The organism is Pseudoalteromonas sp. JC28, assembly GCF_013319255.1.
GTDB lineage: Bacteria > Pseudomonadota > Gammaproteobacteria > Enterobacterales > Alteromonadaceae > Pseudoalteromonas.
The window spans coordinates 369,750-390,664 of sequence record NZ_QOKX01000003.1 but is presented as its reverse complement, the minus strand read 5'-3'; the positions used below and the strand labels follow the sequence as shown (position 1 = coordinate 390,664).

Genomic DNA, 20,915 nt, shown 5'->3' with positions numbered 1-20,915 from the left:
TTTCTGGCGGTTCTGCTCAATACCGAATGTGAATGATTGACGCATGAAACTTAACCGCTTTGGGCTGCACTTACATCCTAATTTTTTAAGGTGTTGCTTTTATGCGACAGTTTAACTTATTGAAAATAAATAAGTTTTAATTTTATCTCGACATCTCCTGTTGCTAAATGGCAACAATCTCACTGAATCCATCCTTAATGAAAATTCATCTTTGTTTTTAACTTGTTGATTTTTATATTCTTTTAAACTTTGGCATCAAAGTTGGAATAGTTATCTCGAAAGCAAAAAACATTCGCTTCAACACAAACCAACGTAGAGAAGCAGAAACGACAAGTTTAGAAATATGAGAGGAACTGATTATGAAAACTTTAGCAATCGCACTATCAGCAGCTGTACTTTCTTTCGCATCAGTAGGTGCTCACGCAAACTCTGAGTTTGATAAATACGATGTTGATGGAGATGGTTACATCTCACTAGGCGAATCAAAAGCAAATCCAAATTTGATGGCGCAGTTTAAAGACCTTGACGCCGACCAAGACGGCCAATTAAGCCAGTCTGAGTTTGATAACTTTGAAGGCTAGTCACAAGCCGACGACATAATAGCAGAGTTTAAAATATACCCCAATTTAAGGAAAAGATTATGAAAAACGTATTAGCAGCACTATCTATCGCAGGTTTATCAATGGTTTCAGCATCAGCACTAGCTGGTGGCGATTTTGAAAAATTGGATACTGATGGCAACGGTTCAATCAGTGTAGCAGAAGCAAGTGTGAGCGCTTCATTAACTGAGCAGTTTGCAGATCTAGACACTAACGCAGATGGTGAGCTAAGTAAGTCTGAATACGCAAATTACGAAGGCTAATTTAGCACTGAGTTTAACAATGGGTTAGGCCACGTGCCTGACTCAAAAAATAATACAATTGAAGGATTAGATTATGAAAAACGTACTAGCAGCACTATCTATCGCAGGTCTATCAATGGTTTCAGCATCAGCACTCGCTGGTGGCGATTTTGAAAAACTAGATACTGATGGCAACGGTTCAATCAGTGTAACTGAAGCAAGCGTAAGCACTTCGTTAACTGAGCAGTTTGCAGACTTAGACACTAATGCCGATGGCGAGCTAAGCAAATCTGAGTACGCGAACTACGAAGGTTAATCGCTAGGTGGGCGTAGCGCCCACTGCCTTTAACACCATTACGAAAACGACAGAAGGATTGGACTATCATGAAAAACGTATTAGCAGCACTTTCAATTGCAGGTTTAACATTCGCTTCAGCTTCTGCATTAGCTGGTGAAGATTTCACTACATATGATACTGACGGTAACGGCACTATCAGCATGACTGAGGCAAAAGTAAATCAGTCCCTTGCAGAGCAATTTACGCAACTAGACAGTAATGCCGACGGTGAGTTAAGCGAGTCTGAATTCGCAAATTACCAAGGCTAATCAAGCCGTCCAAAAGCAAATCATATTTAGGAAATTTTAGGAGCAGAACGATGAAAAATGTACTTATCGCACTATCAATCACAGGTCTAACATTGGCTTCAGCAAATACTATTGCTGGTGAAGATTTCGCAAGCTATGACACAGATGGCAACGGTGCTATTAGCATGAGCGAAGCAAAAGTAAATACAGCGCTTATCGAACAGTTTAAAGACTTAGATGTAAACGCTGACGGAGAACTAAACGAAACTGAGTTCTCTAACTTTAAAGGTTAATTTGCGACTAGAGCCGCAATGAGAGACGGGCATAGTGAGGAGAATGGCTATGAAACTTAGAACGGTATGTGCAACGACCATAGGTGTATTGGTGAGCACGATGGCACTGGCAGCAACCTTGTCATTTCAAGATGTAGACAAGGATAAAGACGGGCAGATCAGCCAGCAAGAAGCATCAGTATCATCAACACTACTTGGTCAGTTCGAGAAGCTAGATGCAGACAAAAATGGTCAGCTAAGTGCTTCTGAATTCTCTAACTTTAAAGGCTAGGAGGTCACAATGAAAAAGTTAGCAACAGCAATTACAGCCGCCACAGTACTTTTTGCCGGCTCAGCAATGGCAGCAGAATTTAACGATTTTGACTTAGACAAAGATGGTTTTATTTCTAAAAGTGAAGCGTCACTGTCAGAATCTCTTGCTTCAATCTTTGATAAGCTCGACAGCGACGGAGATGGCAAACTGTCTGAGAAAGAATTTAATCAGTAAGCAAGTGGCAATCCAAAGCGCCACGCCTCCCCAAGCTCGACTTTGTGGTCGGGCTTTTTTATTTCGACTACTAGACAGCTTAAGGTGTAGATAGGGAATAGATTAACTTAATTCATTGATCCAACGAAGCTCGCGGATCCATTTCTGCATTTTAGGAAAGCCTTGCTTTGGGCAAGTCATATCCCACGCACTGAGTAATGGGTAGCCGAATCCGTTTCCTTCCCTAAAAGCAATTACGAAGCTAGCGCTAGCGCCTTTATAGCCATCCTTATGTAATACGACCTCTAGAGGCAATCCAATATATTGGATGGCGGCAACCGACCAAGCAATGGCGGCCATTTCTTCGCCTTGCATGGCTTGTTTCTCTCGGCCATTTTTTAAGCCATTTTTATACACATCTTCATGAAGTTGGCCGCGGAATATTGGCTCGCATACGGCGATATGGCCAGCTTCGTGCAATATATCACCTGGATATCGCAATTTCTCATTATCAATATAGAGCGTGCCCATTACCGTTTTTAGACCCGGTAAAAACGTATTTTCCTCGACTTCATGAAATCGAAAAGGTAGCTGGATTTCGGTGAGAAAATCACAAATGCGTTTAGTATGCTCGTGCATGGTAATTCCTTTAATTGGCCAACTTACATTTTTAAGTGAGTTTAACCTAATGTTTCATTTGCGCAAATTACCATAAATTACAACTTATTATAGAGGTAGCTTGATCACCGCTAGCATTTCACCATCCTCTTCATTGATTCCAATTTCTTCAAAGCCAAAGCTCGCGTAAAACGCTTTTGCAACGGGGTTGCTCGGTACATAACAGATTTCTATGGTGGTAAGGTTTGGTGTCTGCTTGATTTCTTCGAGTGCGAGGGTGAGCGCTTTACGCCCAATCCCTTGTTGCTGAAATTGCTGATCAACCATAAAGCGCCAAATGGAGATGCGCTCTATACTCTCTTGTACCCACATTAGCATCCCAACAGTTTCATCATCTTGATAAATTGCGCGTGTGGTATAGCCATCATTAAATTTTGATTCCACGATGGAAAACATGTTGCAGGCTACCAAATCTTGCTGCTCAGGGCTGACATCTAAATCGCAAATGGCTTCGTAGTTTTGTTTATCAATGGCTCTTAGAGAGATATTCATCACGGCGTCCTTGTATTGTTATAGAAACACTATTTCAAATATGGTTGTTTTGGCAAGAGAAAGTTTGCTTTATTAGCCGCACAATCATTGACCGTTAAGCGCTTCTTCCCCACACTGGAAAGCACCTTCGGCTTTATGTCGTTTTGCCTAAAACAAGGACCTTGTGATGCAGCTTACCAGATTACTTAATATCTCCATTCCTATGATCCAAGCGCCAATGGCAGGTGTGCAAAATTGGCGCTTAGCGGTCGCAGCGACCAATGCCGGAATACTCGGTTCAATCCCTTGTGGGATGCTGAGTAAAGAGCAGGTCGTTGTAGAAATTGAGCATTTTAAAGCATATGCTTCAGGCCCATATAACCTTAACTTTTTTTGCCATGAGATGCCGGAGCCTGACCCTTATCAGCAAGATAAGTGGAAGAAAAAGCTGGCTTCATATTACGATGAGCTTGAGTTAACACCTACTGATGAAATGGGGATCTTAAGACGCCCATTTGATAGGGAAATGGCTGAGGTCATTGCGCCTTATAAACCTCCCGTGATCAGTTTTCATTTTGGGCTTCCTGATACTGAACTGGTCGAGCTCGTAAAATCGTGGGGGACGACTATTTTGTCTTCCGCAACGACCTTGGAAGAGGGAATATGGTTAGCTGAAAATGGTGCAGACATTGTGATAGCGCAAGGGATTGAAGCGGGTGGGCATAGGGCAACCTTCACCGAGACAAAACTTGAGTCTCAACTGCATACTCGACAATTGGTAACTATCCTTAGTGATGCGCTATCTGTGCCTGTAGTGGCTGCCGGGGGGATTGCTTCTCATCATGATGTCACTATGATGCACGAATTGGGTGCCTGTGGAACACAAATCGGCACCTGCTTCTTACTGTGTGATGAAGCAAGCACCTCTTTGGTACATCGTGATGCACTTAAATCACTGGCTGAGCCGTCTGCCGTGACCAATGTGTTTTCTGGTCGCCCTGCCCGTGGGATTGAAAATCGGCTAATGATAGATCTTAACTTCATTAACGAAGACGTACCGACTTTTCCATATGCATCAGCTGCTTTGACGCCATTGCGCGCTGCTGCTGAAAAGCAAGGATGCGGCGATTTTAGCCCCCTTTGGGCAGGCGTTAACCGCCAAGGTTGCATGGAAGTCAGTACACAAGAGATGGTAGAACATCTATGGAATGTTAAATAAAACATTTAAGTTAACAAATTTGACACATTTCGAGTTTATGCTCTAGCGTTTTATGACAAGGCCAACTCTGTTGTGCCTTGCTCTTTGTTACCTACGTAAGTCGATTATTTGCTTGGGTGACGTATTCGTTATGACAATAATAAACACGGAGTCGTGCATGAGACATTCTATTTTAACCGCAGCGTTATTTGCCTCTTTTTCATCACTGGCAACCCCTACTTGCCCAAGTATTACCGCATTAGAAACCCATTATGCTGCACCTAATATGGTCAAGCGTAGCTTTTCTAGCTCGTTTAACAAATACTTATCTTGGTTGCCGAGTTACCATATGGTGCACGATCAAGTAACCGCTGCCGGTGCTTCAACTCAGATCACTGCTAAATTTGACTACGGTAGCATCACTCATAAAGACTTGGAATTCGAGTCGGTGGAGTTTTACTACCGTGCTGAGTCGGACACAAATTGGCAGTATCTTGGTGAGCAAACCACCAATGGCGATGGCAAGGCGTTTATCACCTTGCCCGAGTTATCGGCAGGTCAGTATCGTATATACGCTGGCGTACCAGCTGATGGCACCGGTGCACAAGGTTATGTCACGGTTGTTGAGCCAGGCACTCAAGCGGTCCTTTTTGACATCGATGGCACATTGACCGAATCCGATGCCGAGCAAATTGGCGACTATACCGGAATAGATCATGCTGACCCCAAAGATGGCGCTTATGATTTAGTTCGCCACTATCTTGATTTGGGCTATCAACCCGTATTTTTGACAGCCAGAGTGTATTGGTATGCTAAAGGGACGCGCGGTTGGTTAAATTGGATGGGCTTACCGCAAGGCTTTCTACGCACATCACTCAGTAATGAAACCAGTTTGTTTAAAACAGCAGAATATAAAACTGCGGAGATTAATCGCTTAAAGGCGCAGGGCATTGATGTCGTTCGTGCTTATGGTAATGCCAAAACAGATGCTGAAGCCTTTATCAAAGCGGGGATCCCAGCTTCAGAGGCGTTTACTATTGGCTCTGATGCCGGGTATTACGGTACCACAGCTATTACCGGCAATAGTTACCAAGTGCATTTAGGTGAGCTCACAACTTATCCTCATGCTGACTGCTTGTAGACCTTACCCTCGATTGAATCTAATTTTTAGAAATTCGCGAAAGGAGCCGTATTTTGGCTTCTTTTGGGGGTACCCTGTGCGTGCTAACCTCTGGGCCTAGGTACTAACTTACACTGCCATTATTTACTTTTGTTTACGTAACATTCATCAAAATTTCATTTTTCACACTATTCTGGCTTGACCTCTGACCATTGTAATCTAAAGTTTATTTGTTACTAAATTGTAATAATTGGAGCAAGTACATGAAAAGGTTAATTCTCAGCGCCCTGCTTGGGTTGCTATCGATCGTTACCTCTCCCGCCCACAGCGGTGAGGAATTAGAGTATCCAGTGGTATTAGTTCACGGTCTGTTTGGTTTTGATAATCTGCTCGGAGTAGATTATTTTTATCGCGTACCACAAGTGATCCATGATGAAGGTGGGCAGGTTTATGTTGCAGAAGTATCATCAGCCCATAATTCAGAATTGCGTGGTGAGCAACTACTAGAGCAAGTTGCGTTGGTTCGAGCATTAACGGGTAAAGACAAAGTTAATTTAATTGGTCACAGCCAAGGCGCGCAAACTATTCGCTACGTTGCCTCAGTTAAACCTGAGTGGGTGGCCTCAGCGACTAGTATTGGTGGCGTAAACTGGGGTAGCCGTTTTGCTGATGTTGTTCGCGGTGGAGTAGACAATGGTTCATTTTCGGAGCAGTTTTTAGCGTCGCTTGCTAACGGCCTTGCGGGGTTAATTGATTTGCTATCTGGTAAAGCCACCGCACCAAAAGATGCACTCGAAGCACTAGGTGCTTTGACCACGGCTGGCACATTAGCATTCAACCAAAAATACCCAGAGGGTGTGCCAAGTCATTATTGTGGCGAAACGCAAAGTCTAGCGAGCAATGGCGTGCATTATTTTTCATGGAGTGGCAGCAAAGCATGGACCAACGTATTTGACCCCGCTGACAACGCACTTGCACTGTTCTCTCAAGTTTTTGATGAGGCCAACGACGGCCTAGTATCAGCTTGTTCTAGTAATTTAGGTCAGGTGATCAATAACCAATTCAAAATGAACCATTTAGATCAGGTAAACCACACCATTGGTATTCATCACTTGTTCGAAACAGACCCATTAACCGTTTATCGCCAGCATATTCGCCGCCTAAAAGGTTTGGCGCTATGAAAAAGTGGGGCCTTTTGCTAATCATTTTGACTATGCTGTCGCTGGTTTATATCGAGAGTGAACAGCAAGAGACGCCGCGTCATGTTCCCCAGTTCGCGGAGTTATCTGAGCTGAAAAATGATGCGCATAAGGTCCCACAACCCACAAGGAGTGCATCTGTAAGCGTACATTGTGAGACCATTAATAAACAGCATAAGCATCAAATCGACGATTGGCTTTTTGAGCTACAAAACCATAACCAAGCCGAGCAGTGGGAAGCTTATCTGGAATTATTACCACAATGCCTTCACGAAGTTGCAGGTCTCTACGTGCAATTTAAGCAGGCCTTAATTGATGTGGATACGCATCTTAATCTACTAGAACGTGTTGAGCTGCTACACGCACTGCAGCGGCAATTTTTTACGGATGAAGTGATAGCAGTTTGGTTTGAAGATGCTAATGCGTGGGATACGCAAGCTTTGAGTCGCTGGCAAATTTTGTCAGACGCATCTATATCTGAATCGCAAAAGCAGCAATTAATTGAGACGCATATCAGTGGGCTTCCAAAGCGTGAACAAGTGTTATTTCAAACCTCAGCCCAGTTACACACCCTAAACGCAAACTGGCAGCAAAAACACTATAATGAACTAAGTGCTGAGTACGGCGATGAAGCCGCAACGCGTATACTTGAAGTCCAGAAGCAACAACAGCATTGGCAGCAAAAACTACAAAGCTTTATGCTGCAAAAGCAAAATATTTTAGCCGAGCTTGGTGATAGCCAAATCGCAAAAGAAAGAGTCGAGTTACTACTCAAACAAACCTTCACGGAGAACCAGCAAAAGCGAGTTGCTGTATTGGTTAAGTGATAATTTTTTAGTTATTGATAAGATGTATAGGCCGGTTACATGGAGCAGCCGAACCAGCAGCCATGAGCCCATCTTGATAACTGGTCAATACAATCAAACAAGCAGTAAAACATGAAAATTGAACCAAACCTGTGGCAGCTTTATTTACAAGTATATTTTCAACCGTTACGGCTAACCCGCTTTGATACACGGGGCGCTATCTTGAGCCTTTGGAATCCACATGGAAAGGTACTTTGTGAAGATAAAAATCAGCGCTTATCACGATTTTGGCAAGGGGCTTTACAACGCGCAAATGTGCCTTATCAGTTGCTGTGGGGCGGTGATCAGCAAATGCAATATCGAGAGTTAAGTGTTTATATAAAGTGTGATTTAGCATCGGGGTTTCGGTGGGCGGCACGATTAAACCAATTGGGATTTTATTTTGTCGAAAATAATCACTTGCACCTCTATAACAGTAGCGATAAAGCACAAAGCGATGTGGTGACGGATAAGTTCGCATCTCGGCTTTGCTTTGTAGCATTGCCTAAAAATAACTCTGGATGTCTAGCTGCGCGAGGCGCTGTTTAGCCGTTTAATAACAGGGCTATCGATAAAGATAATGCTCAGTTGAGAGATCGAGTGAAGAGGCGATTCAATCAAGTCGCCTCACGCCGTTTCACCGATTTCTTCATCCACCAAGCTTTTTATTTCCTGCCTCACCCACTGGTGGATTGGGCTATTGTGATGAATGAGATGCCAAAATTGTTCAACTTGAAAATCGGCAGTGTGGAACGGTAAATCGGCTACCGTGATGTCATAACGTCTACTTAAATGAGTGACCAGCCGTTTTGGTAAAGTGGCTATCAGATCCGTGTTAATCAATAACTCCGGCACCATAGAAAAATGTGGCAAAGATGCCACTACTTCTCGCTGAGCACCCAACCTTTTCAGCTCATGATCCATATCCGTTTTGCACAAGCCATTACCAGAAACGATTAGATGTCGGCTCTGGCAATAGCGCGCTAACGTCATGGGCTGATGAGCCCATTGATGCTGACAACACATTACTATGGCATAATTATCATTAAATAAACGCTGTTTAAATACGTTGGTGGGTGTCTCATCTGTGGAGTACAGTAATAAATCCGCCACCTTTTCCAAGTAGTCATGAAGCGGTATAAACGAGTTGTAAGACACAATTTGTAATTTCAAATTTGGAGCACGCTGTTGAAAACGCGCCAACAATTTCGGCACAATCATCATCATTTCGAAATCCAGCGCCCCTATAGTGAACACGCCCGAGTATTGCAGGGGGTCAAACTCATCATCCACCAACATATGACGAATAGTAGTGAGCGATAGCTCCAGTTCGCTACGAAGGCGCTCGCCTTTTACAGTTAAACGGTACTCATTTTTCACCTTTACCAACAATGGATCAGCAAATTGCTTTCGCAAGCGCATCAGGGCTCGGCTCACTGCTGGCTGGCTCATGTTTAATGCATGAGCGGCTTGACTAATATGCTTGTGGATCAACACCTTCTCTAAGATCGTTAACAGATTTAAGTCAATACTGCGTAGATTCAACTCAGGTACACCCATGCCATCACCGTATAAAATTATGCGTAAATGATCTACATACTATAACAAACATGCATTTTTGATATGTTTGTTTTTGTTTTATCTTTTTTTCATCTTATTGAGGAGAGAAAAATGAAACTACCCACCCTAGCTTTAACCCCTATTGCTGCTGCAGTGTTTACTTTTAATGTCAGTGCGTTAGGCCATTACCATAATCATCAACACGCGATTTTATTCCCTGGTGAAACGGCTCAAATCGAAGTTGAACCATCAGCAAAGCACTCGCTGAAAATCGGCCAAAAAATCAATAACCTTTATGAACGCCAGTTTGATGACAGTAAATTCACTGTACAAAAATTGGGTAAAAACACCTACTGGATCGGAGTAAATTACTACAACGCTACCGTTGTGGTGTCCAAAGACTCGGTGTTACTGATTGACCCTCTTGGTGATGGTCGTATTGATGCGCTGTTTCGAGGTATTCAATCCATCACCAATAAGCCGATCACTGCTATTATGTACTCTCATTATCACCTAGATCATGTAGGTGGAGGTAATCAACTTATTGACTTAATTAAGAAAAATCACCCAAGGGTGGGGCGTGTCCGTGTTATCGCGAGTCAAACCGTTGCTGACAAGATCAACCTTCACGCTGAATTGAACGAAAACGGTGTGAGAACCCCTAAAGTTCCTGCACCAAATGAAGTGTACGATTTGAAAAGAGCTAGAACGGTCAAATTTGGCTCAATAAGGCTGAAGATGATGGCACCAGAAGGTTCTGGTCACACACCGGATAACACGATGATTCTAATTCCAAGCGATCGCGTGCTGCATTTCGCTGACATGATTAATCCTGATCAGCTGCCGTTTTACAATTTTGCGGGAGCGGAAGATTTCCATGGTTACGAAGTGGATCTACAAAATCTTCTGAGGAAACCGCTCAGTAAGCACTGGAACTTTATTAATGGCGGTCATGGCAATATAGGCTCAAAAAAGGACGTAAAAGACCTGCTGGAATACATTGCTGATGTTAGAACTGAAGTAGGTAAACAATTAGAAGTTGCGCCCTACACCCCAATTTTTAGTGACGGCAACCACTTCATTTGGTTCAAACGCTGGCAAGAAGAGATCATCAATAATGTGCATTCCGAGCTAGCGAACAAATATGGGCACATGTATGGTTTCGATTCAGGTGCGGTGGAAACCCACGCAGCCATCATTTTGGCTGATATGATTGATCATTAAGTTCACTCGGCGCGCTAAGCGCCGATTTTTTGTGCATCAACTAAATTGAAGAACTGGCTCTCAACCTGTTGCATAAAGCCAACTACCCATGGCCAGTAAGATAAATTATCAACCATATTTGTCTACCCGATGGTCTCTAGTATCTGAAACTAATTTACAAATTGTCTGGTGAAAACACTGCGGGCAAGTGGCGCGAAAACCCATATTGGCAATATTTTGACCTTGTTAGGTGTGCAGCACGAATAAAAAAACAGGGCCTGAATTAGGCCCTGTTTGCGCTACTTAATTGGTTTATTTTAAGTCAAAGCGGTCTAGTTGCATTACCTTCACCCAAGCGGCGATAAAATCGTCTACAAACTTCTGTTTGGCATCGTCCGATGCATAGACTTCAGTAATTGCGCGAAGTTCAGAGTTAGAACCAAAGATTAAATCAACCGGTGTTGCCGTCCATTTTATCTCTCCAGTTTTACGGTCACGACCTTCGTATAAGCCTTCTTGCCCCTCTACCTTTGACCATTTAGTCGACATATCTAGCAGGTTAACAAAGAAGTCGTTGCTCAACTGACCTGGTTTGTCAGTAAATACACCGTGCTCTGCGCCTTTGTAGTTTGCGTCTAAGCTACGTAGGCCGCCTAATAGTACCGTCATTTCAGGTACAGATAAGTCCAGCATATTGGCTTTGTCTACTAACATTTCAGTTGGAGACATAAATGCCTCATCACTGTAATAGTTACGGAACGCGTCTGCCTTTGGCTCCAGATAGCTAAATGATAAGACGTCCGTTTGTGCTTGTGAGGCATCGGTACGGCCCGGTTTAAACGCTACATTTACTTTGTAGCCTGCGTCGTTTGCGGCTTTTTCAACTGCTGCAGAACCACCTAACACAATCAAGTCGGCAATAGAGACCGCTTTTTTACCAGCGCGCTTATTAAAGCGGGTTTGAATATCCGTCAATGTAGCTAGTACTTTGTTTACCTCGTCAGGATTGTTTATCTCCCAACTTACCTGAGGCTCAAGGCGTAAACGGCCACCGTTTGCACCACCACGCATATCAGTAACACGGTGGCTAGATGCTGCCGACCATGCCGTTCTGATCAGTTCTTGCTTTGTTAGACCTGAGTTCAAGATTGATTTTTTCAGGGCGCTTATGTCCTTATTATCAATCATCTTGTAATCCGCTTTTGGAATTGGATCTTGCCAAGTCAGCACTTCGCTTGGTACTTCTGAACCCACATAACGGGCTCTTGGACCCATATCACGGTGGGTCAATTTGAACCAAGCCTTCGCGAACGCCAACTCATATTGCTTTGGATCTTTGCGGAAGCGTTCAATGACCTTACGATATTCAGGGTCGAATTTTAATGCCAAATCCGTTGTGAACATTATTGGTGCGTGGCGTTTACCTTCAATGTGGGCGTCTGGCACTAGGTTTGCCGCAGCTTTGTTGTCAGGGATCCATTGGGTCGCGCCTGCTGGGCTTTTTGTCATTACCCAGTTGAAGTTCATTAGGTTGTCGAGATAATTGGTTGACCATTGAGTTGGTGTGACCGTCCAAGCCCCTTCTAAACCGCTTGTTGTGGTGTCTGCACCTATACCCGTGCCGCATTTATTTTTCCAACCTAGGCCTTGTGCTTCAATCTCTGCTGCGGCTGGTTCTTTACCCACACAATCAGACGGCTTTTTCGCGCCATGTGCTTTACCAAAGGTGTGACCACCCGCGATAAGTGCGACCACTTCTTCGTCGTTCATGGCCATGCGACCAAATGACATGCGAATATCTTTTGCGGCAAGTAATGGGTCTGGTTTACCGTGTGGGCCTTCAGGGTTGACATAAATAAGTCCCATTTCAACTGCTGCCAATGGGCCCTTTAGTTTACCTTTTTTGTCACGACGCTCGTCTTTTAAGAAAGCATCTTCTGGCCCCCAATAAACTAAATCAGGTTCCCAATCGTCTTGACGGCCACCGGCGAAACCAAAGGTCTTAAAGCCCATTGACTCAAGCGCAACGTTGCCTGCTAAGACCATTAAGTCTGCCCACGATAGGCTACGGCCGTATTTTTGTTTAATCGGCCACAATAATCGTCTTGCTTTGTCTAAGTTCGCGTTATCAGGCCAGCTGTTTAACGGATCGAAACGTTGTTGGCCACCTGCCGAGCCACCACGGCCATCGTGTACACGATAGACCCCAGCGCTATGCCATGCCATACGGATCATAAAGGGACCATAATGACCCCAGTCGGCAGGCCACCAGTCTTGCGAATCAGTGAGTGTTTGCTCAATGTCTTTTTTGACTTGCTTAAGATCTAGTTTGCTAAATTCAGCGGCATAGTCAAAGCTTGCGCCATAAGGGTTGGATTCTGGGCTGTGTTGTCTTAATGGGCTTAGGTTTAGTTGTTCTGGCCACCAAAATTGGTTGGTTTTCGCTTCGCTCATTGCAGCAAAGCTCGGGGCTGATAGCGTTGTTGTTACTGCGAGCGCTACGGCAGACAACATCGTTCTAGATTTTCTATTCATGGGGTTTTCCCTCGTAATTAAAGTGTGTCTCAAACTGCGTGTTAAACTTTAGTTCACAAATTAAAAAGAGAAAATCCAGAAAAACAAATTGGTATGTTCGGAAAAATAAATCGATAAAAAATCTAACTTATCAAAGTGTTATATTTATTTTCTATAGCAAGAATATTTTTGAAGTAAAACTTTAATTTAGTCTTTTGCAATAATTGGCTTAAAACAGAAAGCTTGTAAGATCATATTGAATTTTGGTAGCTAGCTAGGTGCACAAAGATAGTGCTTAATAGTCTCGTAATTGTATTGGGTATGAAAAAATATACGGCGGAGTAATGAGTCCTACTCCGCTTTATTCGCCAATATTGAAAATAGCAATGGAACTTGATGCCCTTTACTCAATAACTGAAAGCCTTGTCCAGACACTGCCTCTAAACCTTCAAAGCAGTTATATGGACTAAAAGGGTGCTCATCGAAGTGGGTAATTGTAAGACCAGCTTGCATTAAGGACTGCATCACTTCGGCGATTGAGTGTGGCCAAGTCGCAATGGTTTGTTTGCTATCTTGGTGGTTTTCGGTATAGGTTGATTCTTCGCTAATATCAGGCTGAGTTTGTGGGAAATAAGGGTAACCCAAATGAAGGTCAATGCTTGGGTGAAACTCCACGAAACAAAACTGACCGCCGGGCTTCAATGCACGGGCAATAGTGGCAGCCCACTGAGATAAATCTTGCAACCAGCAGATGGTGCCATAGGATGCAAAGACAATGTCGAATTGTGTGGTATTCTCAAGCCCAAATTGCGCGATATCCTGACAGATAAAACTGGCATCAAGCCCAGTTTGCTGAGCCAATGTATTTGCTCGGGTAATGGCTTCTGTCGAAAAGTCGACACCTGTTACCTTAGCCCCCAGCCTTGCGAATGACAGGCTATCTAAGCCGAAGTGACATTGTAGGTGAAGCAGACTCTTGCCTGATACATTACCAAGTAGCTCACATTCTATGGGATTGAGTGAAGAGGTACCTTGTAAAAAGCGATTGACGTCATAAAACTCAGAATCAAAATGTGCCTTGGCTCGTTCTTCCCATGCCGCACGATTGAGAGAGACATAATCCATATTGAATTCCCTATTTTTGTGGATTTTCTTTAACAATAAACAAGTTAGATAAATTAGTAAAGAAACCGAGGCAAGGCTGCCCCGGCTTGGTTGGGATCCCGTTTATTTCTTCGGATCGTGCTTGTCGAACCACCACTGAATATAAGCCACTTTGTTTAGCAGGTTGGATGGCCTTTTGGTGATTCCGTGTGAGGCATCTGGAATTCTGACCATAGCTGTTTCTACACCTTGTAGCTTAAGCGCCTGATAATACTGCTCGGTTTCTGAAATTGGTGTACGATAATCCGCTTCACCTGTCAGTAGCATGGTTGGGGTTTTTACATTACCCACATAGCTAATAGGCGAGCGTTTCATATAATGTTCCATGTGCTCCCATGGTTTTCCTGGGAACCAGTAGTCCGCAAAAAATGGATAGAAATCTGCAGTTAATACAAAGCTATACCAGTTAATCACCGGCTTTGCCACGACCGCTGCTGCGAATCTATCCGTGTGACCGACAGTCCACGCAGTGAGTACGCCGCCACCTGAACCGCCCGTAACAAACAAGCGGTCTTTGTCTATATAGCCTTCGCCAATCAGGTGATCGACACCTGTCATTAGGTCGTCAAAGTCATGGCTTGGGTAGTTATGGTGGATAGTTTGAGCAAACTCTTTGCCGTAGGAGTCGCTGCCTCGTGGATTCATGTAAAGCACGACGCTGCCTTGGGCGGCAAAAAGTTGTACTTCGGCGCTAAAATGTGGGCCATAGTTCGCAACTGGGCCACCGTGGATCTCAAGTACGAGCGGATACTTTTTAGATTTATCGAACCCAGGAGGGTAGGCGACCCAAGCTTGAATTGGCAGTTGATCATGTGTCGACTTTAGCCAAATTTCTTCAACTTTTGCCAGTGTTTTATCGCCAAGGGCATCTTCGTTAAGCTTTGTAATTGGTCTTGGCTCGCCGCGTTTTACAATTGCGACATCGGCAGGGCGCTGGGTATCTGCAAGTGTAAAAGCCACTAGTCCACGATCACTGATGGCATAGTCACCACCTGAATAGGGGCGACCAAAACTAACACTACCAATGGCATCCGTTATCTGCTCAAAACGCCCTTTTAGCGGCTGGTAGCCAAGTGTGGTTTTCCCTTCACTGTCGTAACTTACATAGACGCCACGGCTGTTGGCGGCCCAAGTGATAGAGGCAAGGCTTCTATCTAAATCGGCTGCATAGGTTTTGGTTTCGCCTGATTTGAGATCTTTGACATAGAGTAGGCTATTCTCGTAATTGGTTTTTTTATCATCATAACCAAGGTAAGCCAGATAGCGGCCATTAGGTGACACCTCTGGGTGATTATCTGGGCCAACTCGGTCAGTTACAGCTGTGATTTCAAGCGAGTTTAGGTCTAGCTTATAGACTTCGCTGTTGGTTGGGTTTAATTGGTTATCCTTGTGGCGATTAGCCGAAAAATACAGTGCCTTTGCGTCATCAGCAAAACTCAGTTCGCCGCCATGATCAAAGTTGCCTGAGGTTAACTGTTTTGCGTTGCCACCGTTGGCGTCAATTTTGAAAATATGATTAAAGCCCGGTTCGGTATAACCAGCACCGTCGGCGCGATAATATACCTCATCGATAAATACGGGTGGTTTTGCCCATTCTGCCCCCTTGGGTTTTCCTGTAACAGATACCGGTGGTGCCTTTTGGCTGGGAACAAACTGGCTAAAGTATAAGCTTTTACCATCTGGTGACCAATATAGTCCTGATGGTCCATGAGCTAAATTGCTGATCTTGGCAATGGCACCGGTTGCTAACCATTTCACATAAATTTGGCTGCTACCGTCGCGAGTAGAAACAAAAGCGATGCGATCATTACTGGGCGACAGCACAGGAGAATAATCCATGTGCAATCCAGAGGTAACTGGCTGCATTGCATTGGTAGCAAGGTCTACAGACCAAATATTACCGACTTTTCTATCACTTTTGATATCCATGCGGTTTCGCACGAAGAAGACTTTGTCACCGTCATTGGTGATGTCAATTTGATTAGCATATTCAAGATTAAATATATCGGTTGGCTCAAGCGATGCGGCTTGCACAGCGCAAGCTGAGCTCGCAATCGCGACGCCTGCTAGAAAGTATTTCATGACTCATCCTGTTTCTAATTATCATTTCCACTATGCGCCATATTGCAGCTTAATCAACTCTTTGCGGTGAACAAATTAAAAGTCTATAAAAAAGTGCTTTACCTCAACTTAGCTTGCGGTTTTATCGTTGCCAGCAGTTAGCGAAATTTATAATGAAGAGGATGATATGTACTTAGAACACGTAAATTTGGTAGTTAGCGACCTAGAAGAGGTGCTTCACTTTTATCGCGCCGCATTTCCTCACTGGAAAGTTAGAAGCAAAGGGCAAGGCGAGTGGTACGGCAAAGCACGAACATGGCTGCATTTTGGTGATGACTATCATTATATAGCGTTTAGCGATCACGGTGAGGGTCACAACAGAGCACTCGAAGGTCACCAAGTCGGCTTGGCACATTTTGCCTATGTGGTTCAAAGTATCGAGCGTGTCGTTAATAGGCTAACCGAAGCGGGTTATGCGGTCGATAAAGTCGGAGCGCAGCATCCACACCGAAAAAACGTTTACTTTATTGATCCAGCTGGATATGAAATTGAGTTTGTGGAATATATGAGTGATCTGCCTTCTGAGCGTAATAGTGATTAACTTGCTAAGAAGCATGAGTGTTACCCATGTTATAGCTATAGCGGGTGGTTAGAATGAGGGAGATCTAGCGTTTTTAAAAACAAATGATCCGCCCTCATTTGGTGAGTACCGCTCTGTTATTACTTAAGCAATCCAAACTTCTCGTCATTTACCCACTCGCCGTTAATTTGGAAGTTATGTTTTAGCGTGCCTTCAAGCTCAAATCCTAGTTTTTTGAGTAAATGGTGAGAGGCTTGATTTCCTTGCGTAACGGTGGCGATGAGCTTGTGGTAATTACATTCGTGCAAGGCAAAATCAATGACGGCTCTAGAAGCTTCAAAGGCGTAACCTTTTCCTTGAAACTCGGGGGAAAGCATAAAACCTAACTCGGCCTGTTGAAACGGTGTCCACATACTTAAAAATCCGTGTAGCCCGATTGGGGTCGCTGTGGCCGTTTCTTCAATCACTAAGGTGAGCCAGGTGTTATCTTCTTTGTGCCACTGCCCAAGTCCGGCGCTTAAACCACGGTTAAACTTTTCACGCAGCGTAGCTTCATCGGTAATCTCACCGATGAAACGCATGACATCTGGTTGTTGATGAAGTTCTAACCATAGCGGCCAATCTGTATTAAGTATAGGTCTTAAGGTAAGTCTTTCTGTTGTGAGCTGCATGTAAAGTCCTTTCGCTTAGTTAACTTTCACTTATTAAACATGTACGGCCAGACTATCACAAATTATTGATTTATCACGTTTCTTATTTCTTCAATTAAGGCAATGCTCGCCTCGTTGTCACCGTGAACGCATAAGGTGTCGGCACGTAAGGAAAGTGACTTCCCACTTGCAGTTGTAACACTGCCTTGCTGGTGTAATTGCCTAACTTGTGCAAGTAGCGCTGATTTGTCATGCACTGCGCCCGCTTCAGAGCGGGGAGTCAGTAAGCCTTCATCGGTGTAAAGCCTATCGGCAAAGGCTTCAAAAATCAGTGATACGTTATAGTCGTCGGCGAGTTGTTGGTGACTTGCTTGTTGCGCAGTGGCTAGCACCATCAACTTAAGCTCACTTGGATAGTGTGAAATGGCCCTGATAACACAGCTTAATATCCTTTGTGACTTCATCATATCGTTATAAAGTGCGCCGTGTGGTTTTACATAACTTAGCGTCAAGTCTTGCACCTTTGCCATCCCTTCAATTGCGGCAATTTGGTAATGTAAGGTGTTGATGATCTCTTGCTCAGAGAGCTGCATTGAGCGGCGGCCAAACCCTTGGCGGTCTGGATAGCTTGGATGTGCGCCAAGCGTCACTTGATGCGTGTTGACCAGCTTTAGTGTTTGCGCGAGTACATCAGGATCTCCTGCGTGAAAACCGCAAGCGACATTGGCCATGTCGATATGTGGCATTACGTGTTCGTCTAACCCCATTTTCCAAGCGCCAAAGCTTTCACCCAAGTCGCAATTTAATAACATGCTTATTTCCTACTTCGTTACTGCAAGCTCTAAATCTTGTCTATCTGTCACCAATAAATGGTGTGGACTATTCATAATACAAAACTCAGGTGCCGCTTTTGCTATGGCTAACTGAGCTGTTAGGCTGGAACCCCAAAAAACCGGAAGCTGCCCCTCTTTACAAATCAATGGCTCGCCAAAATTAGGCTTGCTCAGATCTTTGATCCCGACCTCATTAGGTTCACCAAAATGAAGTGGCAACGCATAGGGAAGTCGGCTCAGCGTTGCCGCTTGAATGGTACTAATAAGATTTTGCTTGGTTAATGGGCGCATCGCCAATATTTGATTCGCCTCGTACTTATCTACTGAGTTGCAAGGCAGATTACTGATGTAGAGTGGTAAAGGCGTGGTTGGATTCGCCGATGGCGGGTTTATTCCATACTGCGCGAGTAAGTTATCAAAAGAAAGATAACTGGCAAAAGCAAAGGTAACTAAATCGTCGCGCCAGTGCTCTTCTATATTATGGCATTCTTGGGCGAGCTGGCCATGCTTTAAAATCTGATACTTGGGGAGGTGGTAGCGAATGTCTATATCTTTCCCCAAAGTGTCAAAGTTAAAATTACCCGGCTCGCTGGGCGGAATAATTAGCTTGCAAACAGATTGATTACTCTCACAAAAGCGAAAGAATGAATATGCTTCGCTTTGTGGCAAAATAATCACATTACATTGTGTGAACCCAGGCACGAACCCTTTAGTAGGGCCCGTATAATCACCATCCTTGATCAATTTTCTTATTGCATGTGGTGCACTTAAAGAAGCACTGGGATCCATAGATTCCTCCAATTAGTGGTTTACTGTAACAGGCAGTGAACCTTCCGCATTCGCTATTCCTAAAATCACTTTGGCCAGCGCCGTGTAGGCAGGCCCAGCTACTTTTTTATCATGATTTACGTCTACATTATAAGCATAACTTGCTAATACTGCGTTACTAAGAGGGCCAAAGGTACTAATTTCGTATGGTGCTCTTAGGCTGATAAATAGCTGCTTTTTACCCAGTTCCTGACCGTATTGCAGTAATGCTTTCAGCGCCTCAGGTTGTACATTACGCGCCACCCCATGCTCTCGTAACTTTTTTACATCGTCCATGCCGCCAATTTCTACCGCACTTTGCGGTGGTGATGCATGTGCGGCGATTATCACGTCGGCCTGTTTAATTGCATCATGTGCAATGTTTGGGTCGTAGGCTTGTAGGCTTGTACAAGAAAGTGTGAGCGAGTTTTTGCTGTATGTTTGTAACGCTTGCTCCAGTGCAAAACATTTTTGTCTGTCAGGCATGATAAGGTGAACAACTTGTGCGTTATCTCTGAGCGGCAATACACCATCATTTTTTACTTCGGTGATAGCCGCTAGTGCAAGCTCTGCTTCTAAGCGACGATGGCTTGGATTACCCAGTGTTGAATTGGCAATGGCCAAAGAAGCGCTCGATTGCGGCAGCTTTGTCTTGAGCTTAGCGATACGGGCCATAGAACTGCTAAGTTGTGCTTGGTTTAGTTTATTGGTATCCAGTGCTTCGGCTAGCTGAGCCATATATTGCTCAAAGCGTTTGATGTCTGCACGATTGCGAATAGCAATAGGCATTAGCGCGATATCCACGCCGGCATTAAACGTTTCAATTGTAGCATCGACTGGGTTAAAAAAGTCGCTGATCCCAGCCATATCTAGCGCATCGGTGACGGTCACGCCTTGGTATCCCAACTCGTGTCTCAGTAGTTGTGTCATGATCTGATAAGACATAGTCGCAGGCCTTATCATGCTCTCACCTTGAGAGTTGACGACTTTACTGTTGTCGAGCGCCGGATATTGAATATGGGCAGTCATTATCATGCCAGGAGGCGATGCTTTGATTATCTCGGCAAAGGGCAATAAATCTTGCTGGTTAATTTTGTCGCGGTCGTGATCAACACGAGGTAGTCCCGTGTGGCTATCAACATGTGTATCACCGTGGCCAGGAAAATGCTTTAGCGCAGAGAGAACGCCTGCGGCCTCAAATGCTTTTACCTGAGCAAGACCTAATTTGGCGACCACTTTTGGATTTTCCGAGAATGAACGCACATTGATAACCGGATTGTTCGGGTTGCTGTTCACATCTACCGTTGGGGCGAAGTTTACGTTGATCCCTAAGCTATTTAGCTCCTTTCCAATTGCGCTTGCCACTTTGGTTGCGTAAGTATCACCCCGTTTTGGATAGGTTGCCCCAATACTCATATTGCCGGTAAACGACGTTGCTTGTTCACGATTTATTCGCGCAACACGGCCACCTTCTTGATCTATGGCAATAAATAAAGGAAGTTGACTTTTACTTTGTTGTGCCGCACTTTGCAAAGCATTGGTTAGACTGACGATTTGCGCGGTGTTTTGCACATTTTCGGCGAACAAAATAGCGCCACCGATGTCATATTTACTAATTAATTCGGACAGCTCAGGCGGTAAAGTTGTCATCGCTGCTCTACAATCTCCACTTGGCCTTTTGCTTTCACTGCAGTAATAGCGGAAATCGAGCATAAGCTTTTGTCCAAGCATTTGCGAAGTGGTCAGTGGCACTTGTGCTGCTGTTGCGTGAGCTGAAGTGATGAAACTCATGAATGTGATAGTTCCTAAAGTAGTGAGCAGAGATAATAATCGCACAATCAATAATA

The 20,915-nt window shown here is 44.2% G+C and carries 24 protein-coding genes; 14 read left to right on the top strand and 10 right to left on the bottom strand.

Annotated features, from left to right (window positions below):
* Positions 1-359: 359 nt before the first annotated feature.
* The 7 genes from DS891_RS09435 (at position 360) to DS891_RS09405 (ending at position 2,206) form a co-directional block, all read left to right on the top strand.
* Positions 360-581, top strand: coding sequence for a calmodulin (locus tag DS891_RS09435; protein WP_010375679.1), 222 nt, complete (start codon positions 360-362; stop codon positions 579-581).
* A gap of 59 nt (positions 582-640) precedes the next feature.
* The gene (locus DS891_RS09430) at positions 641-862 is read left to right on the top strand and encodes an EF-hand domain-containing protein (RefSeq protein WP_010603892.1); all 222 of its coding nucleotides are present in this window, start codon (positions 641-643) and stop codon (positions 860-862) included.
* Positions 863-935: 73 nt separating this feature from the next.
* Positions 936-1,157 (top strand): EF-hand domain-containing protein, encoded by a 222-nt coding sequence (locus DS891_RS09425; protein WP_010603891.1) that lies wholly within the window; start codon positions 936-938, stop codon positions 1,155-1,157.
* Between the two features lie 68 nt (positions 1,158-1,225).
* On the top strand, positions 1,226-1,447 hold the full coding sequence (locus DS891_RS09420; RefSeq protein ID WP_010603890.1) for a calmodulin: 222 nt from the start codon (positions 1,226-1,228) through the stop codon (positions 1,445-1,447).
* Positions 1,448-1,497: 50 nt separating this feature from the next.
* On the top strand, positions 1,498-1,719 hold the full coding sequence (locus DS891_RS09415; RefSeq protein WP_010375683.1) for an EF-hand domain-containing protein: 222 nt from the start codon (positions 1,498-1,500) through the stop codon (positions 1,717-1,719).
* 49 nt (positions 1,720-1,768) lie between these two features.
* Complete coding sequence (locus DS891_RS09410) at positions 1,769-1,990, top strand: crotonobetainyl-CoA--carnitine CoA-transferase (protein ID WP_010375684.1); 222 nt, start codon at positions 1,769-1,771, stop codon at positions 1,988-1,990.
* A 9-nt stretch (positions 1,991-1,999) separates the two neighbouring features.
* Positions 2,000-2,206, top strand: coding sequence for an EF-hand domain-containing protein (locus DS891_RS09405; RefSeq protein WP_010375685.1), 207 nt, complete (start codon positions 2,000-2,002; stop codon positions 2,204-2,206).
* A gap of 102 nt (positions 2,207-2,308) precedes the next feature.
* Here the strand turns inward: DS891_RS09405 and DS891_RS09400 are convergent, their stop codons facing one another.
* Both DS891_RS09400 and DS891_RS09395 read right to left on the bottom strand, forming a co-directional pair.
* Entirely contained in the window at positions 2,309-2,824 is a 516-nt protein-coding gene (locus DS891_RS09400) for a hypothetical protein (RefSeq protein ID WP_174169640.1), read from the bottom strand.
* An 87-nt stretch (positions 2,825-2,911) separates the two neighbouring features.
* Positions 2,912-3,355: a GNAT family N-acetyltransferase gene (locus DS891_RS09395; protein WP_174169639.1), complete on the bottom strand. Its 444-nt coding sequence runs from the start codon at positions 3,353-3,355 to the stop codon at positions 2,912-2,914.
* A gap of 166 nt (positions 3,356-3,521) precedes the next feature.
* Here DS891_RS09395 and DS891_RS09390 point away from each other — a divergent pair, with 166 nt between their 5' ends.
* The 5 genes from DS891_RS09390 to DS891_RS09370 all read left to right on the top strand — a co-directional run bounded on the left by DS891_RS09390 (position 3,522) and on the right by DS891_RS09370 (position 8,245).
* Positions 3,522-4,553 carry a nitronate monooxygenase family protein gene (locus DS891_RS09390; RefSeq protein WP_174169638.1) on the top strand — a complete coding sequence of 344 codons (1,032 nt, stop codon included), beginning with the start codon at positions 3,522-3,524 and terminating at the stop codon, positions 4,551-4,553.
* A 157-nt stretch (positions 4,554-4,710) separates the two neighbouring features.
* The gene (locus DS891_RS09385; RefSeq protein WP_010603886.1) at positions 4,711-5,673 is read left to right on the top strand and encodes a phosphatidylinositol transfer protein; all 963 of its coding nucleotides are present in this window, start codon (positions 4,711-4,713) and stop codon (positions 5,671-5,673) included.
* A gap of 242 nt (positions 5,674-5,915) precedes the next feature.
* Entirely contained in the window at positions 5,916-6,833 is a 918-nt protein-coding gene (locus DS891_RS09380) for a triacylglycerol lipase (RefSeq protein ID WP_174169637.1), read from the top strand.
* A complete protein-coding gene (locus DS891_RS09375; protein ID WP_174169636.1) occupies positions 6,830-7,678 on the top strand; it encodes a lipase secretion chaperone in 849 nt (282 codons plus the stop codon). The genes DS891_RS09380 and DS891_RS09375 overlap by 4 nt, the downstream gene beginning before the upstream one ends.
* A 111-nt stretch (positions 7,679-7,789) precedes the next feature.
* Positions 7,790-8,245 (top strand): hypothetical protein, encoded by a 456-nt coding sequence (locus DS891_RS09370; protein ID WP_174169635.1) that lies wholly within the window; start codon positions 7,790-7,792, stop codon positions 8,243-8,245.
* 78 nt (positions 8,246-8,323) lie between these two features.
* On the opposite strand, the gene DS891_RS09365 is transcribed toward DS891_RS09370, so the two are convergent.
* On the bottom strand, positions 8,324-9,256 hold the full coding sequence (locus DS891_RS09365) for a LysR family transcriptional regulator (protein ID WP_174169634.1): 933 nt from the start codon (positions 9,254-9,256) through the stop codon (positions 8,324-8,326).
* Positions 9,257-9,367: 111 nt separating this feature from the next.
* Between DS891_RS09365 and DS891_RS09360 the strand changes: the two genes are divergently transcribed.
* On the top strand, positions 9,368-10,480 hold the full coding sequence (locus DS891_RS09360) for a VarG family subclass B1-like metallo-beta-lactamase (RefSeq protein ID WP_174169633.1): 1,113 nt from the start codon (positions 9,368-9,370) through the stop codon (positions 10,478-10,480).
* Between the two features lie 291 nt (positions 10,481-10,771).
* On the opposite strand, the gene katG is transcribed toward DS891_RS09360, so the two are convergent.
* The 3 genes from katG to DS891_RS09345 form a co-directional block, all read right to left on the bottom strand.
* Positions 10,772-12,994 carry a catalase/peroxidase HPI gene (gene katG / locus DS891_RS09355; RefSeq protein WP_174169632.1) on the bottom strand — a complete coding sequence of 741 codons (2,223 nt, stop codon included), beginning with the start codon at positions 12,992-12,994 and terminating at the stop codon, positions 10,772-10,774.
* A 330-nt stretch (positions 12,995-13,324) separates the two neighbouring features.
* Positions 13,325-14,098: a class I SAM-dependent methyltransferase gene (locus tag DS891_RS09350; RefSeq protein WP_174169631.1), complete on the bottom strand. Its 774-nt coding sequence runs from the start codon at positions 14,096-14,098 to the stop codon at positions 13,325-13,327.
* A gap of 102 nt (positions 14,099-14,200) precedes the next feature.
* Positions 14,201-16,219: a S9 family peptidase gene (locus DS891_RS09345; RefSeq protein WP_174169630.1), complete on the bottom strand. Its 2,019-nt coding sequence runs from the start codon at positions 16,217-16,219 to the stop codon at positions 14,201-14,203.
* Positions 16,220-16,385: 166 nt separating this feature from the next.
* Here DS891_RS09345 and DS891_RS09340 point away from each other — a divergent pair, with 166 nt between their 5' ends.
* The gene (locus DS891_RS09340; protein ID WP_174169629.1) at positions 16,386-16,799 is read left to right on the top strand and encodes a VOC family protein; all 414 of its coding nucleotides are present in this window, start codon (positions 16,386-16,388) and stop codon (positions 16,797-16,799) included.
* A gap of 119 nt (positions 16,800-16,918) precedes the next feature.
* Here the strand turns inward: DS891_RS09340 and DS891_RS09335 are convergent, their stop codons facing one another.
* The 4 genes from DS891_RS09335 to DS891_RS09320 all read right to left on the bottom strand — a co-directional run bounded on the left by DS891_RS09335 (position 16,919) and on the right by DS891_RS09320 (position 20,859).
* Positions 16,919-17,449: a GNAT family N-acetyltransferase gene (locus DS891_RS09335; RefSeq protein WP_174169628.1), complete on the bottom strand. Its 531-nt coding sequence runs from the start codon at positions 17,447-17,449 to the stop codon at positions 16,919-16,921.
* Between the two features lie 62 nt (positions 17,450-17,511).
* A complete protein-coding gene (locus tag DS891_RS09330; protein WP_174169627.1) occupies positions 17,512-18,240 on the bottom strand; it encodes a 5-oxoprolinase subunit PxpA in 729 nt (242 codons plus the stop codon).
* A gap of 9 nt (positions 18,241-18,249) precedes the next feature.
* The gene (locus DS891_RS09325; protein WP_174169626.1) at positions 18,250-19,050 is read right to left on the bottom strand and encodes a DUF1445 domain-containing protein; all 801 of its coding nucleotides are present in this window, start codon (positions 19,048-19,050) and stop codon (positions 18,250-18,252) included.
* Between the two features lie 12 nt (positions 19,051-19,062).
* Positions 19,063-20,859 (bottom strand): glycoside hydrolase family 3 protein, encoded by a 1,797-nt coding sequence (locus tag DS891_RS09320; protein WP_174169625.1) that lies wholly within the window; start codon positions 20,857-20,859, stop codon positions 19,063-19,065.
* Positions 20,860-20,915 lie beyond the last annotated feature (56 nt).

What these genes read in the sequence shown, in the direction of transcription:
- DS891_RS09435 (WP_010375679.1), top strand. Translation starts at nt 360, where the DNA reads ATGAAAACTTTAGCAATCGCACTATCAGCAGCTGTACTTTCTTTCGCA.
- DS891_RS09430 (WP_010603892.1), top strand. Translation starts at nt 641, where the DNA reads ATGAAAAACGTATTAGCAGCACTATCTATCGCAGGTTTATCAATGGTT.
- DS891_RS09425 (WP_010603891.1), top strand. Translation starts at nt 936, where the DNA reads ATGAAAAACGTACTAGCAGCACTATCTATCGCAGGTCTATCAATGGTT.
- DS891_RS09420 (WP_010603890.1), top strand. Translation starts at nt 1,226, where the DNA reads ATGAAAAACGTATTAGCAGCACTTTCAATTGCAGGTTTAACATTCGCT.
- DS891_RS09415 (WP_010375683.1), top strand. Translation starts at nt 1,498, where the DNA reads ATGAAAAATGTACTTATCGCACTATCAATCACAGGTCTAACATTGGCT.
- DS891_RS09410 (WP_010375684.1), top strand. Translation starts at nt 1,769, where the DNA reads ATGAAACTTAGAACGGTATGTGCAACGACCATAGGTGTATTGGTGAGC.
- DS891_RS09405 (WP_010375685.1), top strand. Translation starts at nt 2,000, where the DNA reads ATGAAAAAGTTAGCAACAGCAATTACAGCCGCCACAGTACTTTTTGCC.
- DS891_RS09400 (WP_174169640.1), bottom strand. Translation starts at nt 2,824, where the DNA reads ATGCACGAGCATACTAAACGCATTTGTGATTTTCTCACCGAAATCCAG.
- DS891_RS09395 (WP_174169639.1), bottom strand. Translation starts at nt 3,355, where the DNA reads ATGAATATCTCTCTAAGAGCCATTGATAAACAAAACTACGAAGCCATT.
- DS891_RS09390 (WP_174169638.1), top strand. Translation starts at nt 3,522, where the DNA reads ATGCAGCTTACCAGATTACTTAATATCTCCATTCCTATGATCCAAGCG.
- DS891_RS09385 (WP_010603886.1), top strand. Translation starts at nt 4,711, where the DNA reads ATGAGACATTCTATTTTAACCGCAGCGTTATTTGCCTCTTTTTCATCA.
- DS891_RS09380 (WP_174169637.1), top strand. Translation starts at nt 5,916, where the DNA reads ATGAAAAGGTTAATTCTCAGCGCCCTGCTTGGGTTGCTATCGATCGTT.
- DS891_RS09375 (WP_174169636.1), top strand. Translation starts at nt 6,830, where the DNA reads ATGAAAAAGTGGGGCCTTTTGCTAATCATTTTGACTATGCTGTCGCTG.
- DS891_RS09370 (WP_174169635.1), top strand. Translation starts at nt 7,790, where the DNA reads ATGAAAATTGAACCAAACCTGTGGCAGCTTTATTTACAAGTATATTTT.
- DS891_RS09365 (WP_174169634.1), bottom strand. Translation starts at nt 9,256, where the DNA reads ATGGGTGTACCTGAGTTGAATCTACGCAGTATTGACTTAAATCTGTTA.
- DS891_RS09360 (WP_174169633.1), top strand. Translation starts at nt 9,368, where the DNA reads ATGAAACTACCCACCCTAGCTTTAACCCCTATTGCTGCTGCAGTGTTT.
- katG (WP_174169632.1), bottom strand. Translation starts at nt 12,994, where the DNA reads ATGAATAGAAAATCTAGAACGATGTTGTCTGCCGTAGCGCTCGCAGTA.
- DS891_RS09350 (WP_174169631.1), bottom strand. Translation starts at nt 14,098, where the DNA reads ATGGATTATGTCTCTCTCAATCGTGCGGCATGGGAAGAACGAGCCAAG.
- DS891_RS09345 (WP_174169630.1), bottom strand. Translation starts at nt 16,219, where the DNA reads ATGAAATACTTTCTAGCAGGCGTCGCGATTGCGAGCTCAGCTTGCGCT.
- DS891_RS09340 (WP_174169629.1), top strand. Translation starts at nt 16,386, where the DNA reads ATGTACTTAGAACACGTAAATTTGGTAGTTAGCGACCTAGAAGAGGTG.
- DS891_RS09335 (WP_174169628.1), bottom strand. Translation starts at nt 17,449, where the DNA reads ATGCAGCTCACAACAGAAAGACTTACCTTAAGACCTATACTTAATACA.
- DS891_RS09330 (WP_174169627.1), bottom strand. Translation starts at nt 18,240, where the DNA reads ATGTTATTAAATTGCGACTTGGGTGAAAGCTTTGGCGCTTGGAAAATG.
- DS891_RS09325 (WP_174169626.1), bottom strand. Translation starts at nt 19,050, where the DNA reads ATGGATCCCAGTGCTTCTTTAAGTGCACCACATGCAATAAGAAAATTG.
- DS891_RS09320 (WP_174169625.1), bottom strand. Translation starts at nt 20,859, where the DNA reads ATGAGTTTCATCACTTCAGCTCACGCAACAGCAGCACAAGTGCCACTG.